The organism is Bifidobacterium asteroides (assembly GCF_048001765.1).
GTDB classification, from domain to species: Bacteria; Actinomycetota; Actinomycetes; order Actinomycetales; family Bifidobacteriaceae; genus Bombiscardovia; species Bombiscardovia asteroides_K.
On the sequence record NZ_CP181447.1, the window covers coordinates 1,185,421 to 1,208,881 of the forward strand.

The following is a 23,461-nucleotide window of genomic DNA, read 5'->3' on the forward strand; positions in this document are numbered from 1 at the left end:
ACCTCTTGCCATCTGGTCTCGGTCACCGTCACAGGCCGGATGGCGCACACCCGGCAAACAACTATTTCTACCACAAAGCGGTGTCATCGACCCTGGCTCACGGGTTAGCCAGCAGACATAAAAGACCCCGTCCGCTTTAGAAAGGTAAAGCGAACGGGGCAAGTCGGGGAAGTCGAGATGACCCAGTCAGTTGCGCATTTGGTCCTTGGCGTTGTTGACAGCCTCGGTGGCGCCCTGCTCAGCCTTGGCCTTGCCGACCTTGACATCGGCCTTGGCCTGGTCCATCTTGTCAGAGGCGGCGTCCTTGGCGTCGCCCATCTTGTCCTGGGCAGCGTCCTTAGCGTCGCCCAGCTTATCGGCAACGGCGTCCTTGGCATCGGATGCCTTGTCCATAACGGTGTCTTTTACATCGCCAGCGACGTCGGAAATCTTCTCGCCGGCAGACTTCATGGCATCCTTTGCATCATCAAGAATCCCCATATGGTCCTCCTTAGGTCCTTTAACGCACCGCGACGATGCGTGACCATTGCGGTCAATTTTCACTGTAACAGTCAGGGCCTTGAATCCGCGGATTGACGGGCTGACACGCCAGGAAGACACTCCAATCCGCCGGAGGTGAAACCCAGCGGATCCGGGCAGCCGGACCACAGTCCCAGAACCGGGTTATCTTGGTGTCTATCCGTCGGGACCAGAGGGGTCCCGCTTTCATGACGACAAGGACGATGACATGCAGGAACTTGAGGAGCGAATCCGCCGCCAGGGCACGGTCAAGCCTGGCAATGTACTCAAGGTGGACGCCTTCCTCAACCATCAGTGCGACGTGCGACTCTTTGACCACATGGGGGCCGAATGGGCCCGCCTGTTTGCCGGTCACCGGATCGACAAGATTCTGACCATCGAGGCATCCGGCATCGGCATCGCCTGCCTGGCCGCCCGCCACTTCGGGGACGTGCCGGTGGTCTTCGCCAAGAAGACCCAGTCCATTAACCTTGACGGCGACCAGTACACGGCCCGCATTTATTCCTTCACCAAGCAGCGTGAGTACCCCGTCATCGTGGCAAAGCGCTTCCTCAAAGAGGGTGAGCATGTGCTGATCCTTGACGACTTCCTGGCCAAGGGCAACGCCCTGCATGGTCTGATCGACATCTGCCATGATGCCAAGGTCGTCATTGAGGGCATCGGCATCGCCGTGGAAAAGGGATTCCAGGAGGGCGGCCGCACCCTGCGCAAAGAGGGCTACAATCTCAAGTCCCTGGCCATCGTGGAAAGCATGGACCCGGACCAGGGCACCATCACCTTTGCTCACAATCCTGCCTGAGCAGGTCGGCGCCTGGTCCGGGTCGTGGAAATAATCGGGTCAGTCCACCTGGTGCTCGCTGGTGCCGCCCTCCAGAATGGTCTTCACATCGTTCAGAGAGATATTGACCATGGCGGTCACGGCGGCATCGGTGTAGAAGCCGATATGAGGCGAGACCTCCACATTGGGCATGGCCTTGAGGGTCTCCAGGGCCTGGTTGTCGACCTTGGTCCCGCTTAGATCCTTTTCGAAGATGCCGGCCTCCCCTTCGATGGTGTCGATGGCAGCACCGGCGATGGACTTGGTCTGCAGGGCCTCAATCAGGGCCGTGGTGTCAACAATTGGGCCACGGGCGGCATTGATCAGAAAAGCCGAGGGCTTCATGGCATCCAGGGCCTGCGCGTTGATCAGATGGTGGGTAGTCTCGTCCAGTGGCGTATGAACAGTGACAATATCGGCCCGCTTCAGAAGGGTTGGCAGATCCACATAGTCCAGGGTGTCTGCCAGCTCGGGGCGGTGAACCGGGTCATTGGCGATGACGGTGGAGCCCAGGGCCCGGAAGATTCTGGCCACGGCCGATCCGATCTTGCCGGCTCCGATGATCCCCACCGTCAGGTTGTGGATCTCATGGGCCTGAAGCCCGGTCCAGGTATAGTCGTCCTTGGCCTCGCGAGCGCTGGCCTCCCCCAGATGCCGAACCAGACGCATGACCTGGGCCAGAACCAGTTCGGAGACCGACCTGGGCGAGTAGGCAGGCACGTTGGTGACGACCAGTCCGTTCTCACGAGCGGCCTGCAGGTTGACGATGTCGTAGCCCGTAATCCGCAGAGTCAGCTGCTTGAGGCCATACTCCTTGAGCCGCTGGTAGAGCTCTGGCTCGGGCAAAGCCGCATGCTGCTGGATGACGATGCCGTCGTATCCCTTGATCATATCCACGGTCTTCATCCCCAGATCACGGTCTGTGGTATCCACCTGAATGTCATTGGCCTGGGCCCAGGCCTGAATGGCCTCCTGCTCGTCGGGCCGTACTGAATACATGAGAATACTGGTCATTTTTTGTCCTTGGTAACTGTCTTCGTTGATGGTTGTAATTTAAATCGTCAGAGAAATCAGCCGCGATTCTGACGCATATAGTCGCCGATCCGCTCCACGGCGGTGCGCAGATTCTCCATGGAGGCCGCGTAAGAGATGCGAACGTAGCCTTCTCCCCCGGGCCCGAAGCTTGCTCCAGGGATTACAGCCACCTTGGCCTTGTGAGCCAGGTCGTAGACGAAGCTCCAACTGTCGCGCATGCCTTCGGGCAGCCGGGCAAAGATATAGAAGGCCCCCTTGGGATCGATCACGTCCAGCCCGACCTCCGGCAGGGCCTTGACCAGATAGTCCCGCCGCTTGCGGTAGGCTTCGCGCATCGGGTCCGTGTCATTCATGCCCTTGGTCAGAGCTTCCTGGGCTGCATACTGGGCGTTGGTGGTCACCGAGGTAACAGTGAACTCGTTGACCTTGCTGATCTGATCAATCACGTCAGCGGGACCAGCGGCGATGCCGACCCGCCATCCAGTCATGGCATGGGACTTGGAAACACCGCCAAGAACGACCGTTTGCTCGGGCAGGATGGTGCCCATGGATACGTGGGTACCCTGGTAGGTCAGCTCGGCGTAGATCTCATCACTGAGCACGAAGAAGCCATGCTTGCGCGCCACCTGGGCCAGGGCCTCCAAATCCTCTCGGGCATAGGTCACGCCGGTGGGGTTGGTCGGATAGTTGAGCACCAGGGCCTTGACCGGACCATCACTGTTTTCAACGGCGGCCTCCAGCTTGTCCGGCTTAAGTATGAAGCCGTCATCGGATGTGTCGACGAAGACGGTCTTGGCGCCGCTCAGCTGGGCAATGGGGATATAGAGGGGGAAGATAGGCGTGGGCAGAATGACCGTATCCCCCGGGTTGATCATGGCGGTCAGGCCCGAGAAGATGCCCCCGGTGGCCCCTGCCGTGATCACAATCTGGCTGTCAGGGTCGTAGTCCAGTCCGTACTTAGAGTGGAGATAATCGGCAGCCGCCTTACGAAGACTGGGCATGCCGCGACTCTCGGTGTAATGGCTGTGGTTGTCCTGGATGGCCTGGATGCCCGCCTGCTTGACATGCTCGGGGGTAAAGAAGTCCGGCTCGCCCAGAGTCAGCTTCACGATGCCGTCTATTCCGGCGATCTCCTTGTTGAACTCGAGTATGTCGCTCGGCGCCAGAGCTTTGACTCGGGCATTCATATGATCCGCCAATGTCATTGGCTTGTCCTTTCCCATGCCGTTACTACAACCATTGTCGCTGGTGCTGCCCTACCGACTATGCGGTGACGAATGCACGGGAAATGCTGTCGACGACTGCAGGGCCGGTGGGTTCCGATCCATGCAACCGTTCCTACAAGGCACGCGGCGTCACAGATGGAATCCGTGCCACCAATAGGTAAATCGTGTGCCCTGCATGCTGAAACCTCCTGCGGTATCTACAATCAGCATTGATAGTAATCGTACAGCGAAGTTGCGGCAATCCTATATACCCGACCATTATTTGACCATGTGCCTCCATTTTACGGACGCGACAAGCATCCAAAATAAACGTGCTCATGGCAAGCGACCTGGTGCCAGGCAATATTAATCTTGAGTTTTCCGAGATCTATCTTGATATTCCTGTAAGGTTTCCTCGGATTACTCATTCACCAGGCTGGCCAACCGCAGCAGGCGAATCTTTAATCTCCCTTCACACACAATCTTTCATCTCACCACTTCTCACCACATCTCATCCCACCCCCATCGCATTCCGAAACAGTGATTGGTTGCATCTTGAGCTTGCTCTCTTCTCCATGGTCGGCAAGAGCAGATTCGAGTAAAAAGTCATGTCAAAGCAATCTCGTACTGCAAAACTCGGTCACGAGGCTGGCATTGTCTGATTGTCAGGCCCATGCATTGAGATCGCTGTCATATACTTTGCTTCAAAGACATGTAAGAGACAGGATTCTTGGATGTTGGTCAAAAGAGGTAAGGAAATGACCAATCGAGTAGCGCTGGTCACTGGAGCCACCAGCGGCATCGGGTATGAAACTGCTCGGATGCTCGCCGAACATGGATACCGGGTGTATGCGGCAGGACGACGCATTGAACGACTGAAGCCACTGGCCAACAAGGGGGTGACAGCCGTGCAGATGGACCTGACCGATTCTGCATCTATTGAGAAGGCTGTCGGACGAATTCTGCAGAAGGAAAAGCGGGTCGACCTGCTGGTCAATAACGCCGGCTACGGCTCCTATGGCCCGGTCGAGCAAGTCCCCATTGAAGAGGTCCGTCGACAATTCGAGGTCAACCTCTTCGGCCTTGCCCGATTGACTCAGCTGGTGCTGCCCGCCATGCGCCGAGCCCGACACGGCCGAATCATCAACACCTCGTCCATGGCAGGCCGGATGGTCACCTATATGGGTGCCTGGTACCATGCCACCAAGTACGCCCTTGAAGCCTTCAGCGACGCCCTGCGTATGGAAATACGTCCCTTCGGCATCGACGTGGTCCTGATCGAGCCCGGAGCCATTGCCACCAACTGGGGCGCAATCGCAGCCGATCATCTCCAGACAGTAACCCGCAAAAGCGTCTATCAAAAGTCAGGATCCCGTGCTGCTGCCGGGTTGCGCAAACTCTACTCCAGCAGGCATTTGACCCAACCATCAGCTATCGCCAAGGCCATCGTTCATGCCTCGACGGTACGCCATCCGCGCCCACGTTACCTTCTGGGCTTCGGCGCCAAACCTCTGGTTGCCCTTCATGCCCTGCCCCCCACCCGTGCTTGGGATTACCTGATGGTCCATGCCAAGGACTTGTAGGGAATAAACGAAGTATCAAACGATACCCCACGGTCGAATTCAAAAAAATACGGGCATCGAGGGCATGCTCATTCAGATGAACCCGTCCACAGCCTATTGGATTCACAGCTGCTGGACACAAAAGCTCGCTCTTGAAAGTCACCAAGCTATGCAAAATGAAGTAGACAGTTAGCAAGGGATTCTGTAAAGCAGGATCAGCATCCTTACGACAGGGTCCCTCACTAATTGGCAGAATTCCGACTCCTCAAGCCTCCAGAGCTCGCGCTCCCAAGAGCGCCTGCTCGGCCGCCATCGGAACGCGTCCCAGTCCGTCAAGACCGACATTGAGCAGGTAGTTGATGCCGTACTTGTTCAGATGGGCCTTGTAATCATGAATGGTCTGCGGGCTCTTCCAGTTTTGGTCATGGTAGCAGAATCCCCAGGAATCGTTGATCGTTCCTGCAGTTTCATATAGGCCAAGCTTGGAAGGTTTGAATCCTTCGACGGAATTGTAATCGACATCTTCCCCCGCGGAGGCCTTGGTGCTGGCATCCGAATCCTCAGGAATCTCGTTGTCGCCCAAAGAGACATAGTCGTATCGGCCATTGCCCAGTCTGGAATTGATCAGACAGTCGGGCTGCAGGCGCTTGACCGTCTCGTAGATGGTCTGGCTCTGCTCGTCGCTGAGTGTCATGGGCATGTCGAACCAGGCGACCGATATTTCCCCGTAGTTGCTCATGATCTCTTCGATCTGCGGCATGATCTTGTGTTTGAAGGCCCGATCGTAGTTTTTCTCCCCCGTGAAGTCCCAGCTATTGTCCCAAGTGGTGCCCGCCGTCTCGATATCATTTGAGAGGTATCCGCCGCCATCAGGTTCATGCCAGTCCAGATCCTGAGAATAGTAAAGGCCAAATCGCAGACCAGCCTTGCGGCATGCCAGGGACAGCTCGCCAATTACATCCCGGTGGAATGGCGTCGCATCATAGACATTGTAGGGATCCACCAGCGACCTGTACATGGCGAACCCGTCATGATGCTTTGCGGTGACGACCAGATATTGCATGCCACAGCGCTTTGCCAGGTCGACTATGGCATCGGCATCGAAATAAATTGGGTTGAAAGCTTGGGCCAGGCGTTCGTACTCCTTGTTGGGGATCTGGAGCTTGGATTGGATCCACTCTGCGTAATTGCTTGACGACTTCCCCTGGTACTCCCCTGCCAGGAGTGAATAGAGACCCCAGTGGATCATCATGCCGTACTTGGCCTGCTTGAACCATTCCACGGTATCGCTCATTATATTTACCTCTGTTCTGCTGATTAACACGAAATGTCTGAGCTGGACCTCAATTGGTCAGCTTGCGCTTCCTGACAACGAAGGTATATCAAGGGTCAGGCGCACCTAGCAGACTGCTGCACACATGATCACGAAGCCGGCTTTTTCCTGGCAAGTATCCAAACCAAGACAAGGAGACAAGGCTGATCGGAACGATCACGAAGAGGAATGCCAGGTAAGCGAAATTCCAGGAGATATTGGAGAAGTACCGCTTCATCAGTGTGGCGGTCGCTAAGACAGCATTGCCGATCGACACCAGAAATGATGTAGATGAGACGCCTGGCATCAAAATCGTTGGACCGCCCTTCAATGTATCCCTTTTGACTTCATGAAGGTCCCTTCCTCGGAACTGTCGTCGCTTTCCCATTCGCGATGGCCAATGATCGTTTCACTCATGTACTGCAAACAACTAGATTCCATGAACCATCTTGGTCCTGAGGTAATTCGACAGATGATTTTGTTAGCAGTATATACATAATTAAGAATTGTACATGCCGAAGACTTTACGCCAGTCTGAGTTAACGGAATCTGCCATCCGGCGATCACCAATAAATTGTTGGGACCCAGACTTCAAAGCGAACTTACGGCATGTAAGCAAAAATTGATGCCAGTCAAACTATTAAGAGCACCAATATGACATTAAGCAAAAACAAGAAGTATCTCTAATAATTGTCACTGCCGGGAGGCTTGGGAGTTGACAGCTGCCAAGGCCGTGACAGTCTGCCAGCCGCTACGTGATACCAATAGTGGAATGTTGTTATACAATTGCTAAACAATTGAGTCACAGGCGATTCATGGAAGCGTTGGGTTTCGGCGAGTTCTGTGACGACGACTCTCTCGGTTGGATTCTTGAAGTGGTCAGCACTCCAGCGTCCAAAAATGAGCACCAGGAATTGTGAGAGGAAAAGCCATGAGCTTGACGAATGACAACAATCCGAGGGTTGAAGTCACAATGATATTTGCTGACTACGAAGACCCGATGGCTGCTGCAGTGGAATGGGCTCAAAGCATCGCTACATCTAGGGGAATAGATCCCTGCGAGGATCAGGTTGTGTTTATCCGTGAACTTAGGCGTGCGGAACCGAGTTTCAGTCTGAAATCAGCCGTGTACCTTGCCCAGATGACAGCTAGAGCTTCCAGAAGCGAAGGCAAAACAGATGGAACAGGCATAAAGAATCTGCTGGACACCGATCGCAATATTCCGTGAGCCCCACCATCCCCATTCAAGCGAACTGGGCATATGGGTATTCCTCGAAGTCATCTAAGGCGACATGTTCGGCTCACTGTGATTGAGACTCATTTGTTTTGGCCTACCTTCTGTCCCAATGGGGATAATGCTTCTCGCTTTCCCCGCTGCTTTGTGGCGATGAGCCATCTACCCTCTGACCGGGTGTAACACCAGTATGGCCGTACTCTGGTCTTAATGATGTTGATGGTGCTTGCCAGAACGCTTGCGTGGATTGCTGAAGATCTCGGTCCGACTTGGCTTAGAGCACTTGCCAACCTTACCAACGCATTACTCGGAGCCAATGAAGCATTCCCCAATTGTGCTATAGAAGACTTCGAATCATCTCGTGTCTTTCCTGCAGGATTGATCTCATCAGCAATCATGTCGATTTTTGTTTTGCCACAGCACTGTATGGCTATGCCATTGGGCATTCATGTCAACGGAACAATATTGATATGCAGTCAAAGAAAACACAAGCTACTGGCCCTAGTACCAACAAGTGCGTCAGCGGCGCAGATGTTGGTGTTACTGGAACAGCGAGCGCCTCTGAACTCACTACACAACTGCGCTGAAGCCAATAATTGAACAGGTTCCAACTAGAGAAGATGCCCCCAATGTGCTATTGGGAATAATTGGGATTTGACTGCCTAATACGGCGGTGCTTCAGCTGATTTATGCTCTGAGCATTTGCAATTCTGGCAAGGACTGACATTAAAAATGTTGGCAGTCGCCGACTTTACGTGTAATTAAAGTGTGTCGAATGGAACCAAGAAGCGACGCGGAGCGATTTCGGCCTTCACTTATAGATATCTGGATTGGCAATATCATCCTTAGTGGCGTTGAGGGGGTGATATTTACACTAATCTTTCTCGTTGTAACCATTTTTTGGAAAACTGCGCATACCGGCTCAGCAATGTTCGTGAACACCCAGCTGATCCTCGTATTCCTGATTGGTTCCCTGGAAACCCTGAATATTTTCATTCAATCAAAAAAAAAAAAAATAACACAGAAAGTCCTTCAGGGCCAGCAGTGTCATTGGGATTCGTAATTATTACACTGGTTATCACTCCCTCCTATCCCAATCTTCATGCTCGGATTGGTGCCATCTTCATGGCTCTTAATTCTTGTGTCCATTATGGGTGCTTCGCCAGCGAATTACTATTCCCAGCACCGACAGCTTCAAATAAGGAAAGATATTCATGAGAAAAACTGCCATTTATCATTCTTGACTGTTTAGTCAAATAATGCTATCTTGGCGAGCATGGGTCGCAAGAGAAGTTTCGATGATGATGAGGTACTTGCCCGTGCCCGCGAGGTCTTCCTGGAGCATGGCTATGAGGGCACCTCGATTGATGCTCTCGTCAAGGCCACGGGTCTGCTCCGGGGCAGTCTCTACGGTGCCTTCGGCAGCAAGCGCGGCATGTTCGTGGCTGCGCTACGTGATGCAACAGATTCGGAGTCGCGCGATTCAGGAGTGCTCAATCTGGTATTGGTGGCACTCATGGAGCTGTCAGATCATGATCTTGAGGTTCGCAGGCTGGTCAGGGATTACCTTGCGAAGCTGTCCAGTTCGGGATCTGACGATACCAATGCTGTGACCGTTGATGTCGCCACGCTCCTTGGTGAGACGCTGCTGCAGCGTGCACATATTCGGTTGCAGTCTGATGATGAAAGAAGATAAGTCATGAACAACAAGGTGGCAATTGTCGGACAAACGCTGGAGATTGAACCGCAAGGCTTGGATAAGATGTGGTCGTTCAAGGGGAAACTGGTGGTGCCGCTCGAGCATGTTCTCGGTGCCAGCGAGGATCCGGGCATTCTTGATGATGCCAAGGGGCTGCGTTCGCCCGGCCTTCATGTTCCCGGTAAATGGGCCGGCACATACATTGAGCATGGGGAAAAGACATTCTGGAATGTCACCAGACTGGAAAGTCCCATCGTCATCCAACTCAAGGACGAACACTATGACCGACTGGTGCTCGGGGTGGAACATCCCCGTGATCTGGTTGACCAGATTAACGCGGCCATCACAAAGCAGTAAACAATGAAATGCAGCACCTGAGTTCTTCCATCGACTATCGACATTCAATAGCCCGAGAACCAAATAACTAGGCCGACAAGTCATATGTGACCATACTGTCTTGGACGTATTGCGGTATGGCTTGTCGGCCTAGATGCTCACTCCCACTCGATGGTTGCCGGTGGCTTGGAGGTGCAGTCCAGGACCACGCGGTTGATGCCCGGGCACTCGTTAGTAATGCGTGTGGAAATAGTGGCCAGCACGTCATAGGGCAGACGCGTCCAGTCAGCAGTCATGGCGTCCTCGGAAGAGACCGGACGCAGCACAATCGGCGAGCCATAGGTACGCTCGTCGCCTTGCACACCTACTGAATGCACATTGGCCAGCAGCACCACCGGGCACTGCCAGATCTGCCGATCCAGCCCAGCCTTGGACAGCTCTTCCCGAGCGATGGCATCGGCCTCGCGCAGGGTCTCCAAACGTTCCTGGGTGATTTCACCGATGATGCGGATGCCCAGACCGGGGCCCGGGAAGGGCTGACGCCAGACGATCTGGTCAGGCAGGCCCAATTCGGTACCGATGGCCCGGACCTCATCCTTGAACAGGGTACGCAGGGGCTCGATCAGCTGGAACTTGACGTCTTTGGGCAGACCGCCCACGTTGTGGTGTGACTTGATGTTGGCCGCTCCATCTCCACCGCCAGACTCGACCACGTCCGGGTAGAGCGTGCCCTGCACCAGGAACTTTACTTCCTTGCCCGTCTTGCCGGCCTCCTCGATCACCTGCTGCTGGGCTTTCTCAAAGGTGCGGATGAACTTCTCCCCGATGATCTTGCGCTTGCGCTCAGGCTCGGAAACGCCCTTGAGGGCGGTCAGGAAGTCCTGCGAGGCATCCACGGCGATCAGCTTGATGCCAGTGGCGGCCACAAAATCATGCTTGACCTGCTCGGCCTCCCCCTTGCGCAAGAGCCCATGATCCACGAAGACGCAGGTCAGCTGGTCGCCGACGGCCCTGTGAACCAAGGCGGCCGCCACAGCTGAATCGACGCCGCCTGACAGACCGCAGATGACCTGGTCGTCACCCACCGTGCTACGGATCCTCTCAACCTGCTGCTCGATGATGCCCGAGGCGTTCCAGTCCGACGGCAGTCCGGCGCACTGGTGCAGGAAGCGGTCAATCAGGTCCTGCCCCAGAGGGGTGTTGGTCACCTCGGGATGCCACTGGACCCCGTACAGTCCACGGGAAGGGTCCTGCATGGCTGCCACCGGAGCACCCTCGGTATGCGCCAGAACCTCAAAGCCTTCAGGCGCACGATTGACGGCGACGCCATGGCTCATCCACACGTCCTGGCGGGCGGGCGAATCCTGCAGTATTCCCTTGGCGCTGTCGATAAAGGCCTCGGTCTTGCCGTACTCCCCCAGTGCCGCCTTGTCCACCTCGCCGCCCAGCTCATGGGCCATGACCTGGAAACCGTAGCAGATGCCCAGCACGGGCACCCCCGACTCGAAAATCCGCTTGTCTATGGTGGGCGCCCCGTCCACGTAAACAGATGCCGGGCCGCCGGAGAGGATGACCGCCTTGGGATCCTTGGCCAGCATCTGGTCCAGGCTCATCGAATGAGGCACCAGCTCGGAGTAGACCCCTGCCTCCCTGACTCGACGAGCGATCAGCTGGGCGTACTGTGCACCGAAATCGACCACCAGGACGGGACCCTGTGCCATAAGACTCCTTTATATATGTATGCTGTATCTGCCAAGGCTGTCCGAGAGCGACGATTCAACGCCCGCGGACAAGTCCAGTATGGTTGCAGTTTTCGACAATGCTACCGTTATTGAGCCCTGATTGGCACCCCCGACGTCAGCCCTTACCTGCAAGCAGACAATTCCATCGCATTTTCTCACAAGAGCGAACACACTATGCAAGAAAACGTTCAGAAAAGTCTGCTCGTTCACGTACCATGTAGGCATTGGGTACGGACCCGACAGATGCCTGAAATGACACTGAGCGAGCCCGTAACCGAGGTAAATAAACAATCGCACTAAAGTGCAGGAGTACACATGACGAATCCTGTTATCGGCACCCCTTGGGCGAAGCTGGAGACCCCAATCGCCGAGGAGACCCTCGAGGCCGTCGACAAGTATTGGCGGGCGGCCAACTATCTTTCCATCGGACAGATTTATCTTCGCAGCAACCCCCTGATGAAGGAGCCCTTCACCCGGGAGGATGTCAAGCATCGTCTGGTCGGCCACTGGGGCACCACCCCCGGCCTGAACTTCCTGCTGGGCCATATCAACCGTCTGATCGCCGATCATCAGCAGAACACCGTTATCATCATGGGCCCCGGCCATGGCGGCCCCGCCGGCACCTCGCAGTCCTACCTGGATGGCACCTACAGCGAGTACTACCCCAAGATCACCAACGATGAGGCTGGTCTGCAGAAGTTCTTCCGCCAGTTCTCCTACCCGGGAGGCATCCCCTCCCACTTCGCGCCTGAGACCCCCGGATCCATTCATGAGGGCGGCGAGCTGGGCTATGCCCTCTCCCACGCCTACGGCGCCATTATGAACAACCCCAGCCTCTTCGTACCCTGCATCGTGGGCGACGGCGAGGCCGAGACCGGCCCTCTGGCCACCGGCTGGCAGTCCAACAAGCTGGTCAACCCCCGCACCGACGGCATCGTCCTGCCCATCCTGCACCTGAATGGCTACAAGATCGCCAACCCGACCATCCTCTCGCGCATCTCCGACGAGGAGCTGCATGAGTACTTCCATGGCATGGGTTATGAGCCCTTCGAGTTCGTTGCAGGGTTCGACGACGAGGACCACCTGTCCATCCACCGTCGCTTCGCCGACCTGCTGGAGACCGTCTTCGACAAGATCTGCAACATCAAGGCCCGGGCCGAAACCGACGATATGACCCGTCCCTTCTACCCCATGATCATCTTCCGCACCCCCAAGGGCTGGACCTGCCCCAAGTTCATCGACGGCAAGAAGACCGAGGGATCCTGGCGCGCCCACCAGGTGCCGCTGACCTCCGCCCGCGACACCGAGGCCCACTTCCAGATCCTCAAGAACTGGCTGGCCTCCTACAAGCCCGAGGAGCTCTTCGACGAGAAGGGCGCCCTGCGTCCCGAGGTCACCAGCTTCATGCCCAAAGGTGACCTGCGCATCGGCGAGAACCCCAACGCCAACGGCGGGCGTCTGCTCAAGCCGCTGGAGCTGCCTGACATCCACGACTACGAGATCGATGTCAAGAAGCACGGCCATGGCTGGGGCGCCACCGAGGCCACCCGCGTCCTGGGCTACTACACCCGCGACGTGCTGGCCAAGAACCCCACCGACTTCCGCATCTTCGGGCCCGACGAGACGGCTTCCAACCGTCTGGCCGCCGCCTATGAGGTGACCAACAAGCAGTGGGATGCCGACTACCTGTCGGAGCTGACCGACGAGCACATGGCCCACACCGGCCAGGTCATCGAGCAGCTCTCCGAGCACCAGATGGAAGGCTTCCTGGAGGGCTACCTGCTGACCGGACGCCATGGCATCTGGAGCTCCTACGAGTCCTTCGTGCACGTCATCGACTCCATGATCAACCAGCACGCCAAGTGGCTGGAGGCCACCGTCCGCGAGATCCCGTGGCGCAAGCCCATCGCCGGCCTGAACCTCCTGGTCACCTCGCACGTCTGGCGTCAGGACCACAACGGGTTCTCCCACCAGGATCCCGGCTTCGTCGACATCCTGCTGAACAAGAACTTCAACAACGATCACGTGGTCAACATCTACTTCCCCGCCGACGCCAACATGCTGCTGAATGTGGGCGAGCGTTGCTACAAGTCGACCAACTGCATCAACGCCATCTTCGCCGGCAAGCAGCCCGCCGCCACCTACCAGAGCGTGGACGAGGCCGCCGCCGAGCTGGAGAAGGGGGCCGCCCGCTGGGATTGGGCCTCCAACGCCAAGGATGCCGAGGATGCTGATGTCGTCATCGCCACCGCAGGCGACATCCCCACCCAGGAAGCCCTGGCCGCTGACGACATGCTGCAGAAGCTGGGCGTGAAGGTCCAGTTCGTCAACGTGGTCGACCTGCTGAAGATCCAGGACACCGAGGAGAACGATCAGGCCCTGTCCGACGAGGAGTTCACTGAGCTCTTCAGCAAGGACAAGCCGGTCCTGTTCGCCTTCCATGCCTACCCCGGCTCCATCTACCGCCTGATCCACGGACGTCCCAACCACGACAACTTCTCCGTGCACGGCTATGAGGAGCAGGGCTCCACCACCACACCATTCGACATGGTGCGCGTCAACAACATGGATCGCTGGTGCCTGGCCGCCTCCGCCCTGAAGTTGGTGGACGCCGGCAAGTACGCCGACCAGATCGACAAGTGGACCAAGTTCCGCGACGAGGCCTTCCAGTTCGCCGTGGACAAGGGCTACGACCACCCCGATTACACCGATTGGGTCTGGCCCGATGCCAACCGCGCCGGTCAGGAGACCATCTCCGCCACCGCCGCAACCGCCGGAGACAACGAGTGATACGCTGATCCGCCCCTGGAACCGCCCGTCATGCGCAGCCCGCATGGCGGGCGGTTTCTGTATACTGGTCAAGGTTGTGAACAAAGCAGTCATCAAGGCAACCACGTCCGGACAGGAGAAGACACAGTGAGTCTTGCAAGCATCACCATCATCAGCCCAGAAGCCGCCAACGGCCGCAATGTCGTGGCCTACGGCCTGACCAAGGCCCTGAGCGCCAAAGCCAAAACGGCCGTATTCAGGCCAATCGCCTGCAGGAAGCACCCATTGACCCCGGAACTGGTTGCAGCCAGCTCATTCCCCGACACTGACCCGGAGATCTGCCGTGGCAAGTGCCCCGGGCACGCCACTGAGGATCCCATGCAGACCCGGGCTGATGTCCTCAATGCCTATGACGGGCTGGTGGAGGCTACCCATCCCGAGCGCGTCCTGATCGTGGGCAGCGATGCTTCAAAACTCTTTGACCCCGGCTTGTTCGCTCTGAATGCGCAGATCGCCGCCGATCTGAGGTCCCCAGTCATGCTGGCCGTCTGCACCATCGGCAGGGAACCCCGCCAGGTCATGAAGACCGTGGCCGCCTGCCGTCGGACCATCGAGGCCCAGGGAGCCGTGCTTGCCGGAGTCTTCATCACCGGATGCCAGACCGAGCAGAAAGCGCCTCTCACCCAGGCCTTCCAGGAGTACGACCTGCCGACCTGGACCGTCTCCAAGATGGACTTCGACACGGATCCGTCCGCCGATCAGGCCCGCCAGGCCACCAGTCAGACATTCCAGCAGGAGGTGGATGTCGACCAGGTGCTGAAGGCGGCCGATGCCGCCAGTCCCAAGGCCACTACGCCTTTGGCCTTCCAGAACGATCTGCTGGCCAAGGCCAAAGCCAACAAGAAGACCATAGTCCTGCCCGAGGGTGGCGAGGACCGCATCATCAAGGCGGCCGACTACCTGCTGGCGCGCGACATCGTCGACCTGATCATCGTGGGCGACAAGGATTCCATTCTGTCGCGAGGCAAGGAGCTTGGCCTCAACAACCTCGACAAGGCCTCATTCCAGTCCATGGACGACGAGCAGGTGCTGGCCCCTATGGTTGATCGCCTCTGCCAGCTGCGCGCCAAGAAGGGCATGACCCCGGAGCAGGCGCGCAAGCAACTGGCTGACCCCTCCTACTTTGGCACCATGCTGGTGGTGCTGGGCAAGGCTGACGGCCTGGTGTCCGGATCCATCAACTCCACGGCCAACACGGTCCGCCCAGCCCTGCAGGTGATCAAGACCAAGCCGGGGGCCTCGCTGGTCTCCGGAGCCTTCCTCATGTGCTTCCCCGACCATGTGGCGGTCTTCGCCGACTGCGCCATAAACCTCAATCCATCGTCGGAACAGCTGGCAGACATCGCCATCCAGTCGGCCCAGACCGCTCGCTCCTTCGGCGTGGATCCGCGCGTGGGCATGCTCTCCTACTCCACCCTGGGCTCAGGCAAGGGTCCGGATGTCGACCTGGTCGAAGAGGCCACCCGCCTGGCCAAGGAGAAGGCGCCGGACCTGCCCATCGTGGGCCCCATTCAGTTCGACGCGGCCTGGTCCCCCACTGTGGCAGCCACCAAGGCCAAGGGCGATCCGGTCGCCGGAAAGGTCAATGTCTTCGTCTTCCCAAGCCTGAGCGCTGGCAACATCGGTTACAAGGCCGTACAGCGCACCTCGGGAGCCCTGGCTATCGGACCGGTCCTGCAGGGGCTGAACAAGCCGGTCAATGACCTCTCGCGCGGTGCCCTGGTAGCCGACATCATCAACACGGTAGCCTTGACCGCCGTCGAGGCCCAGGACTGATCACCATCCCTGTAACGTCTATATAAACCTCTGGGGCTGCTGTTGGATCCTATCTTCAAGAAAGGTCCGGCAACAGCCCCAAAACCATGTCGGTCTGGCAATATACCGCGCCTTGTAAGGGCCGACGAGTAATCTGGAAGACTGATTGAGAGCGCAGGCTCTATACAAGCACATCAGGAGGATGCCCCAATGGCGAAAACCGTCCTAGTCATCAATTCGGGTTCAAGCTCGATCAAGTACCAGCTGGTCGATCTGGAGACCAGCCAGAGCCTGGCCTCGGGTCTGGTCGAGAAGATCGGTGAGCCCACCGACGGCCATTACAAGCACGAGGTCAACGGCGAGAAGCATGAGCTTGAGGAGCCCATCCACGACCATGAGACCGGCCTCAAGCGCGTTCTGGGCTTCTTCAAGGAGTATGGACCTGATCTGGACAAGGCCGGGATCATCGCCGTCGGCCACCGTGTCGTCCAGGGTGGAGCCATCTTCCACAAGCCTGCCCTCCTGACCCAGAAGACCCTGAGCCAGGTCAAGGATCTTGCCGTGCTGGCTCCCTTGCACAACGGACCCGAGGCTGAGGGCGCCGAAGTCATGAGCCGGCTGATGCCTCAGACCCCGCAGGTCTTCGTCTTCGACTCCTCCTTCTTCTTCGAACTGCCCAAGAAGGCCTCCACTTACGCCCTCAACAAGGACATCGCCAAGCAGTACCACATCCGTCGCTACGGTGCCCACGGCACCAGCCACCAGTATGTAGGCCAGCTGGTTCCCGGCCTGCTGGGCAAGCCCGCAGAAGGCCTGCGGCAGATCGTCCTGCACATCGGCAACGGGGCTTCCGCTTCGGCACAGGTCTCCGGACATCCTGTTGAGACCTCCATGGGCCTGACTCCCCTGGAGGGCTTGGTCATGGGCGGCCGCACCGGCGACATCGACCCCGCCGTCGTCTTCCACCTGATTCGCAACGCCCACATGAGCGTAGATGAGCTGGACACCCTCTTCAACAAGCGTTCAGGCATGACCGGCCTGACCGGCCATGGCGACATGCGCGAGGTCCACAAGCTGATCGCCGAGGGTGACGAGGACGCCAAGCTGGCCCTGGATATCTACATCCACCGCATCGTCGGCTACATCGGCAACTACACGGCCCAGATGGGTGGCCTGGACGCCATCACCTTCACGGCCGGCGTTGGCGAGAATGATGAAATCGTGCGCCGCCGGGTCATCGAGCAGTTGGAGCCCTTCGGTGTGAAACTGGACCAGGAGAAGAACGACCAGCGCTCCAAGGAGGCCCGGATCATCTCCACCCCCGACAGCACGGTCGCCGTCTGCGTCATCCCCACCAACGAGGAGCTCTCCATCGCCCGCCAGGCCGAGGTCGTCGCCAGCCAAGGCGACGCCTACGGCAACAAGTTCCAGGCCTGATCGCTGAGAACCAAATAGGCCGGTGACCACATACATTGCTGCGGCTGCCGGCCTTCTTGTATCTGTCAGTCGCCTAGGGCCGCCAAGGCCTCCTCGTGTAGAAGACCGTTGCTGGCAAGGCCATTACCACCCCAGGGACCCGGGTTGCCTGCCAGGTCGGTGAAGCTGCCCCCTGCCTCGGTCACGATGGGAACCAGCGCACCCATGTCATAGAGGTCCAGTTCCGGCTCGGCAGCCAGGTCGATGGCTCCCTGGGCGAGAAGCATGTACTGCCAGAAGTCGCCAAAACCACGCAGGCGCCAGATCCGATCGGTCAAATCCAGAAGCCGCCCCCGGCGACCTATGGCCTTCCACCCGGTCAGCGACGACAAGGACATGGAAGCCTCTTCCAACCGGTCCACTCTCGATACGTGTATGGGCTTGGGAGATTCACCCTGGCGCGCCATGTAGGCTCCCTGACCCTGCGCGGCGTACCAGCGGGTACCCAGCATGGGGGCAGAGACGGCGCCGACCACCATCTGATGGTCTGCCTCCAAGCCGATCAGGGTCGCCCAGACCGGGACTCCGCGCACATAGTTCTTGGTCCCGTCAATCGGATCGATGATCCACCGTCTGCCGTTGGACTCCTGTCTTCCCAGCTCCTCGGCGTAGATGGTATCGTCCGGTCTGGCTTGGGCCAGAACGCGACGAATCACCGCCTCCGCCTCCCTGTCAGCCTGGGTGACCGGAGTATTGTCCGCCTTGCGCTCCACGTGAAGATCCGGCGACTTGAAGTAGCCCATGGTGACCTGATCCGCCTGGTCGGCCATGGCAATGGCCAGATCCAGATCCTCCTGCCAGGTCTGCCTTTCAGCCTCGATATTCATGACACGGCTCCTTACGCTCGAATCTCGCCTGCCAGCATCCGCTTCCACATACCCGGGAAGTCGGGCATGGTCTTGGCTGTAGTGCCGATGTTGCGCACTCGGATGCCAGGTATCTTGAGCCCAATCATGGCTGCGAAAGTAGCCATTCGATGGTCGGCATAGGTCTCTATAACAGCCCCGTGCATACTCTGAACAGGCACAGGCTCGATGGCTAGACCATCATCCAATTCACTGGCTCGGCCGCCTATTCTGGTGATTTCCATGGCTAGCGCCTTCAGCCGGTTGGTTTCATGACCGCGCAGGTGGCCAATGCCGTGCAGGCGGCTGGGTCCGTCGGCAAAGACCAGAATGGCCGCAATTGAGGGCACGATCTCCCCTGCCGGAGACAGATCGAAGTCACCGAGTCCATGAATAGCCTCTCCACCTGTCACTGTGCAGGTGACGCTGCCCTGCCCGTCGGGAACCATCTCCACCTTCGCGCCCGTAGTCTCCAGATACTTGGGCAACAAGCCGCCTGGCTGGGTGGTCCGGTCTGGCCAGTTGGGTACGCTGACTTGTCCGCCTCCTATCAGGGCCGCTCCCAGGAAGGGAGCCGTATTCGACAGGTCGGGCTCCACCTGGACCTGATTGGGCAGCCGCGTCCCGGCAGATCCTCTGCCTTTCACGCTCCACCTGCAGCGGTCGGGATTGGCCTGGACCTGGACTCCAGCCTGACGCAGGTCCTCAACGGTCATGGCGATGTGTGGGAGGCTGGGAAGATGCTGGCCAGAGTGGACGATGGTCATAGTGCCCTCAGCTCTGGCAGCCAGGAGCAGGAGGCCGGAAATGAACTGCGAGGATGCCGAGGAGTCTATGGTCACCTCTCTGCCCACCAGGCGATCCGGCGGTGTGAGCACAAAGGGCAGGAAGCCTTCCTGGCCCAGGTATTCGATTCTGGCTCCCAGCTGGGTTAGGCCGTCCAAGAGAGGCCTCATGGGGCGCCGATAGGCCTGCTGGTCTCCATCGAAGTGCGTGGCGCCATCGGCCAGCATGGCCAGGCCCGGCACGAAACGCATGACGGTTCCAGCCAGTCCGCAGTCCACCCGGGCGCCGCCGCGAAAACGTCCCCCTTCCGGTGGAACAATTGTTACATTCGTAGGGTCGTCCGGATCGACCCGACAGTTCACGCCGAGAGCCTCCAGAGCCTGAATCATCAGGTCTGTATCACGCGATCTGAGCAAACCAGTCAGCCTGACAGGGCAGCTTCCCAGGGCCGCCAAAATCAGATACCTGTTCGAGAGGGACTTGCTTCCCGGTATGGTCACCGTTGCATCTAAGGGCCCATCGGCCTGCGGCGCCGCCCATGTCTCTTCCATTGTCATGGTCACCATGGTAACCGCAGGCGCAGAGCTGTTTCTGTCCCCTGCTCATCCCGCAGGACCAGCCGGGACTCGACCCTGTGCTATATTGATACATTGTGCCCATACGGTGATGCTGATGGGCGCCGGGCTATAGCGCAGCTTGGTAGCGCGCCTGCTTTGGGTGCAGGATGTCGCCGGTTCAAATCCGGCTAGCCCGACTTTTGCCTTCGTCCCATTTCGGGAGTCGGATCCTTGGCGTTCATGCCCAGCAATCCCGTAATGAAAATCACGAGAGCAAGAAAGCCCGTCAGGCCCGCATAAATGGACATGGTGATGGCGATGCCGACCAGATTGCCCAGCGTCAAAAAGATCATCTGCCCCAGAGGCGCCCCGATCATCATGACAGTCTGTACCACTCCCATAGTTGCGGCCAGGTGGTCCTCGCCCACTGTGCTGATGAGCATGGTCATGAACCGAGGGTTGATCTTGCCCAGAAGATAGTTCATGACCAAGAGCGGAACGAAGAGCAGGGCAGGGCTGCGCAGCCAGACCAGGTTGACCCCTGCCACGGCAGCTGCTGCCATGACTCCGGTCAGCAGGTGGGCTATGGGCAGCCGTCGGAGCGGATCTGCGGCAAGGAGTGCGCCAAGGATCAGCCCCAGGGAGGAGATGCCGTTGACGGCGGCTATGGTCGTGCCATAGCTTCCCCACCAGACCTTGGGCATGGAGATAAGCCCCAGGTTGAGCAGGGGCTGCAGAGCCGCCCCCAGAAGGTTGACCAGGCAGCCGAAGCCCACCATCAGAATCAGGAAGGTAGAGCTGCGGAACTCCCCCAAGGTCACGCGGAGACTGGATGCCAGGCCCGAAGGTTTGTCTGCCGGTGAACCATTGCTCGCAACCTCAACCCTCGTGAATTCTCGATAGCCGATGGCCACCAGAATCCCCGCCAGAAGGAAGGTGGCGGCGTTGATCAGCGCAAATACAGCGAATCTGTTGCCCAGGAGGGCAATCAACACTGCGCCTCCGCCTGCACTGATGACGGCCGCAACACTGGAGGCGGCCGAGGTGATCGAAGTAGCCTGGTGAAGCTGGCCAGGCAGGACCAGATGTTTGAGGATAGGCATCCACAGACTGCCTGCATACCCCTCCAGCATGGAGGATGCCATGTCCATGGCTACCAACAGCAGAAAGACAGGCAGGCTCTTGGACCTGCCAATCGTCATGGCCATGACAAGATAGACACATACCTGAATCAGCTTGATCACCAGCTGCATCCGCGTCTTGTGCACGGTCCTGTCGGCCAGGTATCCGGTCAGGATGGCCGTCAGGGCCGGAGCCACCCAGGCCATTGAGGCTATGGAGACAGCCAGTCCGGCGAAGGGCATGGTCTGGGCATAGACGATGAAGACGATGTTGAAGAGCTCGCCTCCGACCGTATTCAACAGACTGGCCAGAACCATGGTCACAAAGGGCTTGTTCTTCAGAAGCTCCTGCATGGTCAGCCCCCGATCAGGACAGTTCAATATTCATAAGGGTGCGGTGAAGCAGCCACCAGGCCGGCAAAGAGGCCAGAAAAATGAGCAGCAGCACCAGCGCAGCCAACAACGGGGAGAGGGAGAGCAGGTTGCCAACCACAGCGTCAAGCAAGAGCAGGACAGTAAACATGATAGGCAGCGAGCGCTTCCAGAAGCCTATAGAAAGGGCTATGCCGACAAGCCCCATCAGCCCCACAAGACTGATAACCATCATGAGGAGAACCTGTCCGAACAGACTGCCTGGCGAACCCGTCCCGAGCGAACCCACAAGGCGGTCGACCAGCAGCAAGACGGTCAGGGTAATGGCCGTCCCCGCCAGGTAGGACAGGGACGTGAAGAAGCCGACGAAGATCAGCTTGGCCAGCAGGATTCGGTCCCGCGAGATAGGGCACGACAGGGTGAGCGCCAGATTCCTCCCCGTGTAGGGGTCAATGAAGACCAGGTTGCAGAGGGCAGCGGCCACCAAAGAGAAACCCACCAGAAGGATGACCATGGCCATCTGCAGCACGAAGGCCAGGCTGGACAGTCGAGGATCAGATCGGCCGCTCGTGTGGCCAATGGCCAGGAACATGCCTCCCAGGGCCAAGGCTGCGGCTACAACTGCCAGCCCTCCAAGGATGCAGGGCCAGAGTCTCGTCTTTTTCAGCTCCAATTTCAGCAGCGTCTTCATATCAGCCCTCCATAGCCTTGATCAGGGTCTGCTCGGCACCCTCCTGGCCGTTATTGAGGAGCTCCGGTACGCTGGCCCGCAGGCTCACCCTGCCGCCCGCTATGACCATGACACGGTCGGCAGTGTGCAACACCTCGGAGAGGATGTGGCTGGAAAAGAGAATCGCACTCCCCTGGGCAGCCAGATTTCGCAGGCTGTCTCGCAGCTGTCCGATAGCTATCGGGTCTAGTCCGTTGAGTGGCTCGTCCAGTAGATAAAGGTCGGGATGATGGCCCATGCACCTGGCCAGGGCCAGCCTCTGCCTCATACCCATGGAATACCTGCCAACAGCAGTGGCAGAATCGGCTGTCAATCCAACCTTCTCCAAAAGTTGGCTGATCCCGGCGGACTCGACCGCCCTATGCCCCGCGTTTGCAAGCGAAAGGTAGGCAAGGTCAATCTCCAGATTCTCCCTGGCACTCAGAGATTCGTAGAAGACAGGTTCGTTGATGGACACCCCCATCCTCGCCAGACTGCCCGGGTAGCCTTCGCTGAGAGGCTTCCCCAGAAAACGGACCCGTCCGCCGACAGGTCTCTGCATTCCGGTCAGAATCTTCAACAGCGTGGACTTACCAGCCCCGTTGGCTCCCAGCAAGCCCAGAATCTCGCCCTGTCCCAGGGTCAGGTCCAGCCCAGCCAGCACCTCCCTGCCTTCGAATACCTGGACGATACCGTCCGCCTCCAGCACCTTCATAAAACTCCTTCCAAAAATACCATCGGTATGTTTTCTGGAAACAAAAACCATTCACTCGTTGAGTGCCCGAATCTTGCTAGTAGCCATAGCCCTCTTGGCCTTAAGAGATCTATCGGCTCTAAGAGACCCCTTGATCCTGATTCTTGCCAGATTCCTCTTGCGTGGATTCCCCGCCTGTCGCAGTCAGAGGATTGCTCTTCAGATGCGCATGCAAGTGCACGGCTGCTCGGATGACCCGATCATCGATGACCGGTGCCCCTATCCCCTTGAGCATATCGGCCAAGAGGGTGAACTTGGAGACCACCTGGTCCCGGTTCATGGTCGAGAATCGAACCCCTATCCACATGTTGAGCAGGATATAGAGCACCTGGGCCAGATCCTCGGGATTGCAGGGGGCGATGGAGCCGTCCTCCACGCCTTCTCGGACGTAGGGGGTGATCACGTCCACAATCCTGTCCATGGATTTCAGGTACATCTCCCCTACCATGCGGGGACTCTTCAGCAGGGTTCTGGCGGAAAAAGTCACATCGAGACGCGAGTATGCCGACAGGGAGGCAATCAGTTCGTTGCGCAGCTTGTCCAGCCCGGTCTTGCCAGGCCAGTCCCCCAACCAGTCCTCCTGGGATGAGGACGAAGCCATGCGCTCGGTAACCGCATGGAAAATGGCCGTCTTGGAAGGAAAATGGTAGTAGACCGCTCCCTTGGTCATTCCGCCCAGGCCGTCGACAATGTCCTGGATACTGGTTCCGTCGTAGCCCTTTTCCAGGAAGAGCCGCTGGGCTACATCGAGGATCTGATTGCGATGTCCTTCGGGATCCTTCGGCGTGCCCATGCA

General features: G+C 58.1%; 21 protein-coding genes and 1 tRNA gene. 11 read left to right on the forward strand and 11 right to left on the reverse strand.

The annotated features are described in order from the left end of the window. Window positions 1–186 precede the first annotated feature (186 nt). A complete protein-coding gene (locus tag ACNAOV_RS04650) occupies window positions 187–480 on the reverse strand; it encodes a hypothetical protein (protein WP_029678544.1) in 294 nt (97 codons plus the stop codon). Window positions 481–727: 247 nt separating this feature from the next. Here ACNAOV_RS04650 and ACNAOV_RS04655 point away from each other — a divergent pair, with 247 nt between their 5' ends. Further along, window positions 728–1,318, forward strand: coding sequence for a xanthine phosphoribosyltransferase (locus ACNAOV_RS04655; protein WP_416516795.1), 591 nt, complete (start codon window positions 728–730; stop codon window positions 1,316–1,318). A 39-nt stretch (window positions 1,319–1,357) separates the two neighbouring features. On the opposite strand, the gene ACNAOV_RS04660 is transcribed toward ACNAOV_RS04655, so the two are convergent. Together ACNAOV_RS04660 and ACNAOV_RS04665 are read right to left on the reverse strand one after the other, a co-directional pair. Next, window positions 1,358–2,350, reverse strand: coding sequence for a D-2-hydroxyacid dehydrogenase (locus tag ACNAOV_RS04660; protein WP_416516796.1), 993 nt, complete (start codon window positions 2,348–2,350; stop codon window positions 1,358–1,360). A 56-nt stretch (window positions 2,351–2,406) separates the two neighbouring features. Next, on the reverse strand, window positions 2,407–3,576 hold the full coding sequence (locus ACNAOV_RS04665) for an aminotransferase class I/II-fold pyridoxal phosphate-dependent enzyme (protein ID WP_416516797.1): 1,170 nt from the start codon (window positions 3,574–3,576) through the stop codon (window positions 2,407–2,409). Between the two features lie 338 nt (window positions 3,577–3,914). Here ACNAOV_RS04665 and ACNAOV_RS04670 point away from each other — a divergent pair, with 338 nt between their 5' ends. Next, window positions 3,915–4,178: a hypothetical protein gene (locus tag ACNAOV_RS04670; RefSeq protein WP_416516798.1), complete on the forward strand. Its 264-nt coding sequence runs from the start codon at window positions 3,915–3,917 to the stop codon at window positions 4,176–4,178. Between the two features lie 156 nt (window positions 4,179–4,334). Beyond that, a complete protein-coding gene (locus ACNAOV_RS04675; RefSeq protein ID WP_416516799.1) occupies window positions 4,335–5,159 on the forward strand; it encodes an oxidoreductase in 825 nt (274 codons plus the stop codon). A gap of 244 nt (window positions 5,160–5,403) precedes the next feature. On the opposite strand, the gene ACNAOV_RS04680 is transcribed toward ACNAOV_RS04675, so the two are convergent. Then, window positions 5,404–6,432, reverse strand: coding sequence for an alpha-L-fucosidase (locus tag ACNAOV_RS04680; RefSeq protein WP_416516800.1), 1,029 nt, complete (start codon window positions 6,430–6,432; stop codon window positions 5,404–5,406). Between the two features lie 949 nt (window positions 6,433–7,381). On the opposite strand from ACNAOV_RS04680, the gene ACNAOV_RS04685 reads away from it, so the two are divergent. From ACNAOV_RS04685 to ACNAOV_RS04700, 4 genes are all read left to right on the forward strand, one after another. Continuing rightward, window positions 7,382–7,678, forward strand: a complete 297-nt coding sequence (locus ACNAOV_RS04685) for a hypothetical protein (RefSeq protein WP_416516801.1) — start codon at window positions 7,382–7,384, stop codon at window positions 7,676–7,678. A 216-nt stretch (window positions 7,679–7,894) separates the two neighbouring features. Beyond that, window positions 7,895–8,284: a hypothetical protein gene (locus ACNAOV_RS04690; protein WP_416516802.1), complete on the forward strand. Its 390-nt coding sequence runs from the start codon at window positions 7,895–7,897 to the stop codon at window positions 8,282–8,284. 676 nt (window positions 8,285–8,960) lie between these two features. Continuing rightward, entirely contained in the window at window positions 8,961–9,380 is a 420-nt protein-coding gene (locus tag ACNAOV_RS04695; RefSeq protein WP_416516803.1) for a helix-turn-helix domain-containing protein, read from the forward strand. Window positions 9,381–9,383: 3 nt separating this feature from the next. Continuing rightward, window positions 9,384–9,740, forward strand: a complete 357-nt coding sequence (locus tag ACNAOV_RS04700) for a hypothetical protein (protein WP_416516804.1) — start codon at window positions 9,384–9,386, stop codon at window positions 9,738–9,740. A gap of 137 nt (window positions 9,741–9,877) precedes the next feature. On the opposite strand, the gene guaA is transcribed toward ACNAOV_RS04700, so the two are convergent. Beyond that, window positions 9,878–11,440, reverse strand: coding sequence for a glutamine-hydrolyzing GMP synthase (gene guaA, locus ACNAOV_RS04705; RefSeq protein WP_416516805.1), 1,563 nt, complete (start codon window positions 11,438–11,440; stop codon window positions 9,878–9,880). A gap of 336 nt (window positions 11,441–11,776) precedes the next feature. On the opposite strand from guaA, the gene ACNAOV_RS04710 reads away from it, so the two are divergent. From ACNAOV_RS04710 to ACNAOV_RS04720, 3 genes are all read left to right on the forward strand, one after another. Further along, the gene (locus tag ACNAOV_RS04710) at window positions 11,777–14,251 is read left to right on the forward strand and encodes a phosphoketolase (RefSeq protein WP_029678531.1); all 2,475 of its coding nucleotides are present in this window, start codon (window positions 11,777–11,779) and stop codon (window positions 14,249–14,251) included. 126 nt (window positions 14,252–14,377) lie between these two features. Next, a complete protein-coding gene (gene pta / locus ACNAOV_RS04715) occupies window positions 14,378–16,066 on the forward strand; it encodes a phosphate acetyltransferase (protein WP_416516806.1) in 1,689 nt (562 codons plus the stop codon). Window positions 16,067–16,255: 189 nt separating this feature from the next. Further along, window positions 16,256–17,482 carry an acetate/propionate family kinase gene (locus tag ACNAOV_RS04720; protein WP_416516807.1) on the forward strand — a complete coding sequence of 409 codons (1,227 nt, stop codon included), beginning with the start codon at window positions 16,256–16,258 and terminating at the stop codon, window positions 17,480–17,482. 65 nt (window positions 17,483–17,547) lie between these two features. Here ACNAOV_RS04720 and hisN read toward each other — a convergent pair whose 3' ends face one another. Both hisN and aroA read right to left on the reverse strand, forming a co-directional pair. Then, window positions 17,548–18,348 (reverse strand): histidinol-phosphatase, encoded by an 801-nt coding sequence (hisN, locus tag ACNAOV_RS04725; RefSeq protein ID WP_416516808.1) that lies wholly within the window; start codon window positions 18,346–18,348, stop codon window positions 17,548–17,550. 11 nt (window positions 18,349–18,359) lie between these two features. After that, window positions 18,360–19,718 carry a 3-phosphoshikimate 1-carboxyvinyltransferase gene (gene aroA, locus ACNAOV_RS04730; protein ID WP_416516809.1) on the reverse strand — a complete coding sequence of 453 codons (1,359 nt, stop codon included), beginning with the start codon at window positions 19,716–19,718 and terminating at the stop codon, window positions 18,360–18,362. Between the two features lie 114 nt (window positions 19,719–19,832). Between aroA and ACNAOV_RS04735 the strand changes: the two genes are divergently transcribed. Beyond that, window positions 19,833–19,906: transfer RNA gene (locus ACNAOV_RS04735), tRNA-Pro, on the forward strand. On the opposite strand, the gene ACNAOV_RS04740 is transcribed toward ACNAOV_RS04735, so the two are convergent. The 4 genes from ACNAOV_RS04740 to ACNAOV_RS04755 form a co-directional block, all read right to left on the reverse strand. Next, window positions 19,898–21,184 (reverse strand): MFS transporter, encoded by a 1,287-nt coding sequence (locus ACNAOV_RS04740; protein ID WP_416516810.1) that lies wholly within the window; start codon window positions 21,182–21,184, stop codon window positions 19,898–19,900. The genes ACNAOV_RS04735 and ACNAOV_RS04740 overlap by 9 nt on opposite strands. A 13-nt stretch (window positions 21,185–21,197) precedes the next feature. Further along, window positions 21,198–21,893 carry an ABC transporter permease gene (locus ACNAOV_RS04745; RefSeq protein WP_416516811.1) on the reverse strand — a complete coding sequence of 232 codons (696 nt, stop codon included), beginning with the start codon at window positions 21,891–21,893 and terminating at the stop codon, window positions 21,198–21,200. Between the two features lies 1 nt (window position 21,894). Next, window positions 21,895–22,626: an ABC transporter ATP-binding protein gene (locus tag ACNAOV_RS04750; protein ID WP_416516812.1), complete on the reverse strand. Its 732-nt coding sequence runs from the start codon at window positions 22,624–22,626 to the stop codon at window positions 21,895–21,897. Window positions 22,627–22,744: 118 nt separating this feature from the next. Next, a complete protein-coding gene (locus ACNAOV_RS04755) occupies window positions 22,745–23,458 on the reverse strand; it encodes a TetR/AcrR family transcriptional regulator (protein ID WP_416516813.1) in 714 nt (237 codons plus the stop codon). Window positions 23,459–23,461: the final 3 nt, after the last annotated feature.